The sequence below is a fragment of the Parabacteroides faecalis genome, from assembly GCF_022809355.1.
GTDB classification, from domain to species: Bacteria; Bacteroidota; Bacteroidia; order Bacteroidales; family Tannerellaceae; genus Parabacteroides; species Parabacteroides faecalis.
Map to the genome: position 1 here is coordinate 78,233 of NZ_JAKZMM010000015.1, position 11,050 is coordinate 89,282.

Below are 11,050 nucleotides of genomic sequence, written 5' to 3' on the forward strand. Positions count from 1 at the left end.
GTTTAGGTTATGTATTTGTTAGGTTGTGATATTGGTTGTTCGTCGGTGAAAGTATCCATAGTAGATGCTGAAACCGGTCTGCCTGTAGGAACAGACTTTTATCCGAAAGAAGAAGCTCCTATTATTGCACAAAGACCAGGATGGGCCGAACAGAATCCGGAAGATTGGTGGATTTATGTGAAGAAGGCCATTCGTGGTGCATTGGGAAAGTCGGGAGTGAATGGTGAAGATATTAAAGCGATAGGTATCGCTTATCAGATGCATGGTCTGGTCGTTGTGGATAAGAATAAAGTAGCGTTGCGTCCTTCTATCATTTGGTGTGACAGCCGGGCTGTGATTTATGGAGAGCGTGCTTTCCACGCCATAGGAGAGGAGAGATGTTTGTCGCATCTGCTTAATTCACCGGGTAACTTTACGATAGCACGACTGGCTTGGCTCAAGGAATATGAACCGCAGACCTATAATCTGATTTATAAGATTATGTTGCCGGGCGATTATATTGCTATGCGTATGACGGGAGAAATCCGGACAACGATTCCCGGACTTTCGGAGGGTATTGTCTGGGATTTCCAGGATCATTGTCTGTCGGAAGACTTGCTTCGTTATTTTGGCATATCAAAAGATCTGATTGCCGATTTGGTACCAACTTTTGGCTTGCAGGGCGAATTGCTGGGAAGCGTAGCAACTGAGCTTGGATTGAAGAAAGGAACGCCGGTGACATACCGGATGGGCGATCAGAGTAACAATGCTTTGTCATTGAATGTACTCCGACCGGGTGAAGTAGCTGCTACTGCACGAACTTCAGGAGTTGTTTATGGTGTTAATAGCAAGCTGAATTATGATGTTCGGTCGCGCGTCAATACCTTTGCTCATGTCAATCATACGGCGGAACATCCTCGTTTAGGCGTTTTATTGTGTATTAATGGAGTTGGTATCTTGAATGCCTGGGTGAAGAAGACGATAGCCCGTAACGGTATTACTTATGATCAGCTGAATGATCTTGCGGCCAGTGTGCCGATTGGCTCGGAAGGTTTGTCTATTCTGCCGTTTGGAAATGGTGCGGAACGTATGTTGGAGAATAAGCAAGTGGATTGTTCCATCTTTGGTCTGAATTTCAATATTCATCATGCGGCCCATATTGCCCGTGCGGCTCAGGAAGGTATTGTGTTTGCCTTTAAATACGGTATGGATATCATGAATGAGATGGGAATAGACATCGAAGTGATTCGTGCTGCTCATTCCAGTATGTTCTTAAGTCCGATTTTGCGGGAAGCTTTGGCTGGTGTGACAGGAACATATATTGAATTATATGATACGAATGGTGCGATAGGGGCAGCTAAAGGAGCCGGAATCGGGGCAGGCATATATGCTTCTTTTGAGGAAGCTTTTTCCTCTTTGAAGAAGATTGCTGAAATTGAACCGGATGGCTTGAAAGCCGATAAGTACTGCGGTGCTTATGAAATTTGGAAAGAACGGTTGGAAAAGATTTTATAAATTCAAGTATTATATGAAGAAAATGTTAGTCTTGGCAACTTCAGCGATGATGCTGGTTGCTTGTAGTGAAAAGCCTGGTTATGAAATCACAGGGACAGTCAATAATCCGGCTCTCGAAGGAAAGAGCGTCTACCTGTATCCGTATGGAGATGCTGAGGCCGCTCCTCTTGATAGCGCGGTAGTTACCAATGGTACATTTGTATTGAAGGGTACACAAGATTCATCGGCACTTCGTATGTTGAAGTTCTCGGAAGAGGTTGTACCTCGTTCGTATGCGCCTGCGGGTGAGAATGGAGTCTTTACGGCTACGTTTGTATTGAGTAACGCCAAATTGCAGGCAACTTTGGATTCTTTGTCCGATGTGACAGGAACACCGGATAATGATGCGGTGGCTGCTTTCCGGAAAGAAATCCGGAGTATGCGTGCTGAACAGGAAGCTTTGGTGTCTGTATTGAAGTCTGAAGATGAAGCAGCTAAGCGTGAAGCTGAACAGAAATATGATGCGATCGACCGGGCTGTCGCTGATAAAGCAGCTGCATTCATGGATGGAAATATGGAGAATGCCTTGACGGGTGTTATTTTCTATACCTTCCGTTACGATCTCTCTGAAGAGAAGCAAAATCAGTTGGTAGCGAAAGCGAGTGATACATTCAAGTCTGTGCCGGGTATTCCTCAGATTATGGAACGTTTGGAAAACTTGAAGAAAGTAGCTGTCGGAAAGAAGTTTACCGACTTCCCGATGAAGGATGTGAATGGAAAAGACCGTAAATTGTCTGATTATGTTGGAAACGGCAAGGTTGTTCTGATTGATTTCTGGGCAAGTTGGTGTCCTCCTTGTCGCCGGGAGATGCCGAATCTGGTAGAAGTGTACAAGCAATATAAGGCAAAAGGTTTTGAGATTGTCGGTGTTTCATTAGATAGTAAGCAGGATGCTTGGGAAAAAGGCATCAAGGATTTGAATATCACATGGCCACAGCTTTCTGACCTGCAAGGTTGGAAGAATAGCGGGGCTGCTTTATATTATGTCAATAGTATACCGCATACGATTCTGGTGGATAAAGATGGAACGATCGTCGCTAAGAATTTGCATGGCGAGGAAATTGCAGCCAAGGTGGCTGAACTGTTGAAATAATCCTTTAGAAAGAAGATTTCCGAATAAATTCTGAATGGAAAGTAAAAGGGAAGAACTTGGGATGTAATCTGAAGTTCTTCCCTTTTATTATGGATTAATATGATAGATTCTCAGTCCGAATCAGGCGGGTAGTGGCTTTAGCAAACGCTTGAATTGTTCCGGCTTGTCGTTCAGGATCAAAGTATCTGGGAAATCTACTTCTTGTAACAAAGGATAGATGTGATCATATTGGGCAATAGAAAAGGAGATGTGAGCATCACTACCCAAGATAACCGGTACTTCGTATTGCTTGCAAAGTCGGAGAATTTCGAGGTTGTTGTCGTGTGCCTTGACTTTGTGGCGTACCGGATTCAGCGAACTATTATTAATTTCCAATAAAGTGCCGGTTTCTTTGGCTGCCAGAACAATAGGTTCAAACAGTAAATCGGCTGTTCCGTCTCCCGGATGACTGATGATCTGTACGTATGGATGACGGATGGCTCCTAGCATCGCAGAGGTATTCTGTTCGATGGTTCCGTTTTGGTAGCATAAGGAATGGATACCGGCAATGCGTATGTCGAGCATCTTCCAGTAAAACTCTTCCAAGTCAATATGGCCTTCGTAGTCCAGAATATTCAATTCGGCTCCTAACAATAGTTCGACACCATACATTTTCCGGGGTACGACATGCAGATTTCGGAAGTAAATCGGGCTGCATGTGCCTGGAATGCCTGGTGCGTGTTCTGTAATTCCCAAGATCTGTAATCCTTTTTCGGCAGCGGCATGAACCATTTCCTGCAGACTGCTGAAGGCATGTCCGCTGGCGATGGTATGTGTATGAACATCCAGTAGTATATGTTCGGGTTTCATTTCGTTTGAGTTAAAATGGCAGACGCAGACCTGTGTTTCATGGCCTGCGTCTTTATCTGAATGAAATAAAGTAAAATCAATAGCTTATTGCTTGATGTTGGGTAATTCCAGACCGTATCCTTTTTTCTTGTCTTCGCGTTTCAACATCAAGGCAATGAATAAGGCTACGATACCAAAGCAACAGAAGATGACCATGGGTAACGTATAATCGTAGGCCGGACCACCGTTGGTTGTATCCAGTTTACAATAGGTATCCAGTACCCAACCAATCAATGCCGGAACGCCCATCAATCCCCAATTCTGTACCCAGAAAATCAAGGCATAGGCTGTACCTAATTGCTTTTCCGGAATGATTTTCGGAACAGAAGGCCACATGGCTGACGGAACCAGTGAGAAGGCTATACCCAATACGATCATTACCAGTGTAGCAAACCACCATTCGTTTAAGATAGGCAGGGCAAACAGCAAGTGTACACCGATTAACATGATAGCACCGATGATCATAATAGTAGCTCCTTTTCCTTTCCGGTCATACAGATTACCGAAGAACGGAGTAAGGAAAAGTGTTCCCAACGGCAACAGACTTGGAATGAATCCGGCCAGTTCCTGTTCAACGTGGTATTTATTTACCATCAGGTCGGTTGCATACTTGATGAATGGGAAAACAGCTGAATAGAATAAGACGCACAGCAAGGCTATCAACCAGAATCCTTTGTTCTTGATGATGAGGAATACATCCGACATACGGAACGGTTCTTCTTTTTCTTCCTCTTCGGCGCTCATCGAAGCTTCCAGTTTGCGGTCCATTACAATGTAAACCATGTATGAAATCGTACCGATACAAAGCATGATCAGACAAAGCAATACTGGAGCAGAAACGCTCTGGAAGTATTTGGCGAAAGGAACGGTTACAGCCATAGCCAACATGGTTCCGATACGGGCTGTTGCCATTTCCAATCCCATGGCCAAAGCTAATTCTTTCCCTTTAAACCATTTTACGATAACTTTGGATACGGTAATACCGGCAATTTCCACGCCGACACCGAAGATAGCGTAACCTAGAGAGGCCAGGGCAACTTGCGCTTTCCACCCAAAGATAGTTCCTTCTGCTCCGATAAGTCCTGCCACGGCAGCATACTTGATAGCACAACCTACCAGCATTAAGATACAAGATCCCATACCGGTAAAGCGTACACCCATCTTGTCCAAAATCATACCTCCGAAGATCAACATCAGGAAGAATACATTAAACCAGCCATAAGCACTGGTAAAGATACCGAAGTCGGTACTGGTCCATGCCAGTTCTTCTTCGAGCATGGGTTTGAGTGGCGACATAACGTCTGTCAGAAAATATCCGCAGAGCATGGTGAAAGCCACAATTGCTAAGGCGGTCCAACGAGCCGCCTTCGAATCACTTAGTTTTCTTTGAATCTGTTCTGTCATAATTATTATTATTTTTGATTATTGGCAGTTGGTTGAAAAAGCGGATAGGCATCCGCTACGATAAATGTACTTCCTCCGATAAAGATGAAATCGTCAGTCTGGGCTTCTTCTAAAGCAGAATGGACAGCTGCTTCAACCGTAGGATAAACATTTCCGTTTAAGCCGTGTTGTCGGGCCAGTTTGGCAAACTCTTCAGCCGGAAGTGCCCGGGCAATTGAGGCTTGGGTAAAATAATACGTTGCATTTTTCGGCATCAATGCTAAAACACCGTTGATGTCTTTATCGTTGACCATACCGACGATCATCCGTAACTGGTGGCAACGTTCGATTTGATTATTGAGTTGTTTGGAAAGGATTTCCCATCCGCCGGTATTATGACCGGTATCACATACGACGCGAGGTGATGTATGTACGGTCTGCCAGCGTCCCATCAGTCCGGTTAATTCTACAACATGAGCAAAGGCCTCTTCGATATTTTGGGGCGAGATATGAACGCCTCTCGTTCTTAATACATCCACCGCTGTTAAGACGGTGGTTGCATTCCGTGCTTGAGCCAGTCCTCCCAATTCACCTATAATAACATCGAAGTTTTTCGTTACAAAACGCCATTTCGAATCGTCTCCTAACAGAAAATCGATGATCGGCTTTATTTCTGTGGATGCATACAAGGGGGCATTCACTTGGGCAGCTTTGTCCTTGAATACTTGCATGACACTGGGTTGTTCTACGTCTCCGATAACAACCGGGACTTCCGGTTTGATAATACCTGCCTTTTCCGAAGCAATGGCTTCTAAGGTATTTCCCAGGAACTGTGTATGATCCATACTGATATTGGTGATCACACTCAGGATAGGCGTAATAATATTGGTACTATCGAGCCGTCCGCCTAAACCGACTTCGATTACGGCGAAGTCAACATGTTGATCACGAAAATAATCGAAAGCCAGGCTGGATGTCAATTCGAAGAAAGAAGGTTGTAAGGGTTCGAATACCGGACGATACCGTTCGACAAACCGGATTACGTAGTCTTCGGATATCATTTTTCCGTTCACTCGGATTCGTTCTCTGAAATCAACCAGGTGAGGAGAGGTAAACAAGCCGACTGTATAACCGGCCTCTTGCAGAATGGCTGCCAGTAAATGACTGGTTGAACCTTTGCCATTGGTCCCTGCAACATGAATAGTCTTATAATCTTTGTGGGGATTTCCCAGATAATCATCTAATGCTTTACTGGTTCCTAATCCGGGTTTATAGGCGGAAGCTCCGCTGTGCTGAAAAACCGGAATGCTGGTGAACAAGTAATGCAATGTCTCTTCGTAAGTCATTTGTTTATTATTTATAAAGGGCAAAAGTAGCGAATTTAATTCATATCTTTGCAGCCCGATTATAAAAAGGAGATAAGATAAATGGAAAAACAACGAATTACGTACATTCCTCAAGGAGGAGTTTGTTCTAAGATGATGATTGTGGATATTGCTGATGGCAAGATTGAGAATGCACAAGTGATTGGCGGATGCGATGGCAACCGGCAGGGCATGTGTGCCTTGTTAAAAGGTATGTCGGTAGAAGAAGCAATCCGTCGGATTGAAGGCATTGACTGCCATGGCCGAGGCACTTCTTGTCCCGACCAGATGGCTCAAGCCTTGAAGCAGGCACGCTAAGACAGCGTGAACCTGCTTATTGAATAAACTGAGTGGCGTAAGCTTTTTCCAGCTTCGGGTAATCTGTCTGGTATTTCTCCGTGACGTCTTCCTTTAATCCGTAAACCAGACTGTCTGTGTTGGCAGACAAACTCCATTCATCGTAATCAGCTGAAGTAATCGTCTGCGCTGTACCTGAAACAGACAGGGCATAATAGAATTTTTCTCCGGATGTCAGCTGGATACTTAATTGCTGATAGGTCTTTCCGTTTTCATCGTATTTGACTTCCCGTCGGAATGTTCCTTTCTGAGCCTGCACAGTTGAGGATGGATAAATGATAACTTCACCTTCTGTACTGTCGGGCACCATGTAAGAGAAGAAATATTCTCCGTCGAGGCTGACAGGCATACTCTTCAGTATTCTTTCGCTCAGCTCTCTTTCTTCTTTTTGGGTAATCTCGTCTCCAATCACTTCTCCTCTTAGGCCAATGACATGGAAAGAACGGGAAGGATAAGCTACTTTTATCTTCAGAAAATAAACATGCGACTTGGCATCCCGTATGGAAATGATGGATTCTCCTTGGAGCAAGGGTTTAAAGGTGAGCGTAGAGTTTCCTTCGATGACTTCCACGACTTCTTTATTGCTGTTCTCGATCGTGAACGGTGTTTCTGCTCCGTAGATGTAATAGGATTCTCCTTCGCTGAAAGGCGAAAGTTGCAAGGTATAATCAGAACTGATGGGTTCTTGGTTTTCATCAGTTGGCGTTAATCGGATGGATTCGTCGTCATCACCACAAGCCGACAGGCAGCAGGCGCTGATTGTCAGCATACACATCATAAGCCATTTCATTGTTTTCATAAACGAATTTATTTTATATGAATAATGGTGTCAAAGATAGAATGTTTTCTTTGACACCATCCCGATTTAGCTTATTTTAAGCTATGTGTTCTTGCCGACTGTTTTTCCTGTTTTACTTTTCATGAATCGTATAGCCGTCGTCGGTCAGTACGGCTTGCAATTCATCCAGCGTCTTTTCTCCTTGCGTAAATTCAATGGTAGCTACCGGTGGATTCAATGAGACCGAAGCTTGTACACCTTCCAGTTGATTTAAACTCTTTTCTGCACGCATGCGGCAATGGTTGCACATCATGCCTTCAATTACATACTCTTTTTTCATCGTTGTTGAATTTGTATTTATAGAATCATTTGTTTGTATCTTTTTTCTTTTCAGCCGCAGACTGTTGCTGACGACGCTTACGCTGCTCATGGCCATGGCGGCTCCGGCAATCATCGGGTTGAGCAGGAAACCATTGATCGGATATAAAATACCGGCGGCAACCGGAATGGCAATCAGGTTATAGATGAAAGCCCAGAACAGATTCTGACGGATGGTTTGTACCGTCAGGCGAGAAAGCTGGATAGCTTCCGGAATCTTCTGCAAATCGGAAGAGATGATGGTCATTTGTGCTACATCAATGGCAATGTCACTTCCTTGTCCCATGGCAATGCTCAGATCGGATTGGGCTAATGCGGCGCTGTCGTTGATGCCGTCGCCTATCATGGCCACTTGTTTCCCTTCTTGCTGCAGCTGCTTGACGAAGTCGGCCTTTCCCTGTGGTGTCATGCCTGCCTGATAATGCCGGATACCGACTTGCTCGGCAATTGCCTTGGCCGTTGTCGCCTGGTCTCCAGTCAGCATCCATACCTGAATTCCCATTTCTTGTAAAGTATGAATGGCGTTGATGGAAGTAGGTTTGATCCGGTCTGTAATGGCTGCAACAGCCAATGCCTGTTTTGAATCGGCCAACCAGATAACCGTTTTCGAGGCTTGAGCCAGTTCGTCTGCCCGTTTTTGCAGGAACGGGTCGATAGAAATATTAGCTTCGAGCAACAGATTTTTATTTCCGGCCCGGTAAAGGACGCCGTCGATGACGCCCATGACTCCTTTTCCCGTCAGACTTTCGAAGGATGTTACTGGAAAAACCTCTGTGTTCAAATACCGGCAGACGGCATCAGCCAACGGATGTTCCGAATGTTTTTCCAGTGAATGGAAGACGGCAGGTAAAGGTTCTTGACCGGGCAGCCATACCAGATCGGTTACTACGGGTTTGCCTTCTGTGATGGTTCCGGTCATGTCGAGCAGGATCGTATCCACCTTGCGGGCCGATTCAAGACTTTCGGCGTTTTGGATCAGGATACCGGATTCGGCTCCTTTCCCGATGCCGACCATAATAGCTGTCGGCGTTGCCAGTCCCAATGCACACGGACAAGCGATAATCAGCACAGTAACTGCTGCCAGCAGTCCGTGTGTAAAGCCTTCGGTTGGAGCCCATACATACCAGGCGATGAATGTAAGTAACGAAAGCGTGAGGATGGCAGGTACAAAGATCGCAGCTATCTTATCGACCAGCCGTTGAACAGGAGCTTTACTGCCTTGTGCTTCTTGTACCAGTCGGATGATATGGGCCAGTAGGGTTTCGTGTCCTACTTTTTCTGCCTGGAAGGTAAAACTTCCTTTCTGATTGATGGTACCCGTATAAACTTTATCTCCTTTCCGTTTGGCTACCGGAACCGGTTCTCCGCTCAACATACTTTCGTCTATGTAAGATTCTCCTTCCAGCAGTATACCATCTACGGCTATTTTCTCGCCGGGTTTGACCAAGATATGGTCGCCTTTGCCGATCTTTTCCACCGGAACGCTCTCTGTTTTTCCATCGGATAGAAGACGATTCACCATTTTCGGTTGCAGATTCATCAGCTTCCGGATGGCAGTCGATGTCTGGTTCTTGGCTCGGGCTTCAAGTAGTCTGCCTAATAAGATAAAGGCAATGATCACACTGGCCGCTTCAAAATAGACATGCGGTTCGACGCCTCGTTGTTCCCAAAATTCCGGAAAGAAAAGATTGAAGAGGCTGAACAGGTAAGCAATCCCGGTACTGTTGGCTACCAGTGTATCCATATTGGCCGACCGGTGCTTCAGTTGTTGCCAGGCATGGATGAAGAAGTCGCGCCCCAACCAGAAAACAACCGGCGTAGAAAGAAGCCAGGCGATATATCCGGCATAAGGCATATCCATGAAAAACATACTGATCACGGCTACCGGAAAGGCCAGAAGAATGGCTCCGATGGTTTTCCGCTTGAGTTTCTGGTAATCCAGGTTTCGGATTTGTTCGGCTTCTTCGGCTGTTTCTTCTTCCTTGCCGACCAGCAGATCATATCCGGCATCTTGTACGGCTTTCCGCAAGGCTTCCGGCGAACAGACGAGCGGATCATATTCCACCGTCGCCGTTGCTGCTGCATAATTCACCTGTGCCTGACTGACACCTGCCTGCTGATTCAGGGTTTTGTCCACCCGATTGGCACATGCCGCACAACTCATTCCCATCACCGGGAAAGTAGCTGTTGTTGTTTTCGTATTCGTCATAGAAAATTCTGTTTGTCTGATTCCGAAAACAAAATTAGTATGAACAATCCGTAGGGGCTTTATAGAATTTTGGATAGATTTTATAGGATTTGAATGCCCAGACCGGAATGCCGGGCGGAAATAAATCATCCTTCTGTTCCCGACTGTTTCTATATTTGGTCCAGCGGTTTGCGCATTCCGCCTTCCTGCTGCTTGAATTGGGTAGGAGTCATGCCGGTTACGCTTTTGAACTGAGCACTCAGATGAGCCGTACTTGAATAGTTCAGAAGCAGGGCTATTTCACTTAATGAAAGTTCGTTGTAGGCCAACAGCTCTTTGACCCGTTCGATCTTCTGATGAATGAAATATTTCTCGATGGTGATTCCACATACTTCCGGGAAGAGCTTGCTCAGGAAACTGTAGTCGTGATGGCATTGCTCTACCAAAAAGTCGGACAGATTTACTTTCAGCTCATTGTTCTCCTGATGAACCAGTTCGATAATGCTCCGTTTGATCTGTTCGACAAGCTGTTGCCGCTGGTCTTCCAGCAGTTCAAACCCGATAGACTCCAGTTCGCGTTGCAAAGTGATTTTTTGTTGATCTTTCAACGGTTGTTTCAGCCAGACTTCTCCTAATTCCACAGAAAGATAAGGTATCTCCAGTCTGTCGAGTATTTGCCGGACAGCCATGATACACCGCGGACAAACCATATTCTTGATATGAATCCGGTTCTTATCCGCCTCTTCCGGAGTATTTTGTTTCGTTTTTGGATCTGTCATGCCTCTACCTTTTTCGTGAAACCGGAGGTAAAGATAGTAATTTTATCGGATGGTTATTCTTCAGACTTGCATGGAAGATACAGAAAACCCGTTTACTTTTTATCGTTCCACCCGGGTGGAACGATCGTCTCACCTATGTGGAACGATCGTATCACAAGGGTGAAACGGTCGTATCACAGAGGTGAAACGATATAAATCTGTCATTTAACGGATTTAGTTGACTTAAAATCTCTTTATAAATAAAAGGGGTTGACTCTAGTTTAACTTATTTATATACTGAGTTGACTCATATTTTTGTTAATCACTCAA

9 protein-coding genes are annotated in these 11,050 nt (G+C 45.1%); 3 read left to right on the forward strand and 6 right to left on the reverse strand.

Annotated features, from left to right (window positions below; genetic code table 11):
• The first annotated feature begins 9 nt into the window (after positions 1-9).
• The gene (locus MUN53_RS07785; RefSeq protein WP_022456379.1) at positions 10-1,494 is read left to right on the forward strand and encodes a xylulokinase; all 1,485 of its coding nucleotides are present in this window, start codon (positions 10-12) and stop codon (positions 1,492-1,494) included.
• 13 nt (positions 1,495-1,507) lie between these two features.
• Positions 1,508-2,626: a TlpA disulfide reductase family protein gene (locus MUN53_RS07790; protein WP_243324528.1), complete on the forward strand. Its 1,119-nt coding sequence runs from the start codon at positions 1,508-1,510 to the stop codon at positions 2,624-2,626.
• A gap of 120 nt (positions 2,627-2,746) precedes the next feature.
• Here MUN53_RS07790 and MUN53_RS07795 read toward each other — a convergent pair whose 3' ends face one another.
• The 3 genes from MUN53_RS07795 to MUN53_RS07805 all read right to left on the reverse strand — a co-directional run bounded on the left by MUN53_RS07795 (position 2,747) and on the right by MUN53_RS07805 (position 6,243).
• Positions 2,747-3,475 carry a phosphatase gene (locus MUN53_RS07795; RefSeq protein WP_243324529.1) on the reverse strand — a complete coding sequence of 243 codons (729 nt, stop codon included), beginning with the start codon at positions 3,473-3,475 and terminating at the stop codon, positions 2,747-2,749.
• 84 nt (positions 3,476-3,559) lie between these two features.
• Positions 3,560-4,918, reverse strand: coding sequence for an MFS transporter (locus MUN53_RS07800; RefSeq protein WP_243324530.1), 1,359 nt, complete (start codon positions 4,916-4,918; stop codon positions 3,560-3,562).
• An 8-nt stretch (positions 4,919-4,926) separates the two neighbouring features.
• Positions 4,927-6,243 (reverse strand): bifunctional folylpolyglutamate synthase/dihydrofolate synthase, encoded by a 1,317-nt coding sequence (locus MUN53_RS07805; RefSeq protein ID WP_243324531.1) that lies wholly within the window; start codon positions 6,241-6,243, stop codon positions 4,927-4,929.
• A gap of 81 nt (positions 6,244-6,324) precedes the next feature.
• Between MUN53_RS07805 and MUN53_RS07810 the strand changes: the two genes are divergently transcribed.
• Positions 6,325-6,579: a TIGR03905 family TSCPD domain-containing protein gene (locus MUN53_RS07810; RefSeq protein WP_022455956.1), complete on the forward strand. Its 255-nt coding sequence runs from the start codon at positions 6,325-6,327 to the stop codon at positions 6,577-6,579.
• 16 nt (positions 6,580-6,595) lie between these two features.
• Here the strand turns inward: MUN53_RS07810 and MUN53_RS07815 are convergent, their stop codons facing one another.
• The 3 genes from MUN53_RS07815 to MUN53_RS07825 form a co-directional block, all read right to left on the reverse strand.
• Positions 6,596-7,417 (reverse strand): hypothetical protein, encoded by an 822-nt coding sequence (locus tag MUN53_RS07815; RefSeq protein ID WP_243324532.1) that lies wholly within the window; start codon positions 7,415-7,417, stop codon positions 6,596-6,598.
• Positions 7,418-7,529: 112 nt separating this feature from the next.
• Positions 7,530-9,983, reverse strand: coding sequence for a heavy metal translocating P-type ATPase (locus MUN53_RS07820; protein WP_243324534.1), 2,454 nt, complete (start codon positions 9,981-9,983; stop codon positions 7,530-7,532).
• A gap of 149 nt (positions 9,984-10,132) precedes the next feature.
• A complete protein-coding gene (locus MUN53_RS07825) occupies positions 10,133-10,672 on the reverse strand; it encodes a helix-turn-helix domain-containing protein (protein ID WP_243324536.1) in 540 nt (179 codons plus the stop codon).
• Positions 10,673-11,050: the final 378 nt, after the last annotated feature.

Excerpts from the sequence above, each read along its gene's own strand:
- MUN53_RS07785 (WP_022456379.1), top strand. The coding sequence starts at position 10 with ATGTATTTGTTAGGTTGTGATATTGGTTGTTCGTCGGTGAAAGTATCC.
- MUN53_RS07790 (WP_243324528.1), top strand. The coding sequence starts at position 1,508 with ATGAAGAAAATGTTAGTCTTGGCAACTTCAGCGATGATGCTGGTTGCT.
- MUN53_RS07795 (WP_243324529.1), bottom strand. The coding sequence starts at position 3,475 with ATGAAACCCGAACATATACTACTGGATGTTCATACACATACCATCGCC.
- MUN53_RS07800 (WP_243324530.1), bottom strand. The coding sequence starts at position 4,918 with ATGACAGAACAGATTCAAAGAAAACTAAGTGATTCGAAGGCGGCTCGT.
- MUN53_RS07805 (WP_243324531.1), bottom strand. The coding sequence starts at position 6,243 with ATGACTTACGAAGAGACATTGCATTACTTGTTCACCAGCATTCCGGTT.
- MUN53_RS07810 (WP_022455956.1), top strand. The coding sequence starts at position 6,325 with ATGGAAAAACAACGAATTACGTACATTCCTCAAGGAGGAGTTTGTTCT.
- MUN53_RS07815 (WP_243324532.1), bottom strand. The coding sequence starts at position 7,417 with ATGAAAACAATGAAATGGCTTATGATGTGTATGCTGACAATCAGCGCC.
- MUN53_RS07820 (WP_243324534.1), bottom strand. The coding sequence starts at position 9,983 with ATGACGAATACGAAAACAACAACAGCTACTTTCCCGGTGATGGGAATG.
- MUN53_RS07825 (WP_243324536.1), bottom strand. The coding sequence starts at position 10,672 with ATGGTTTGTCCGCGGTGTATCATGGCTGTCCGGCAAATACTCGACAGA.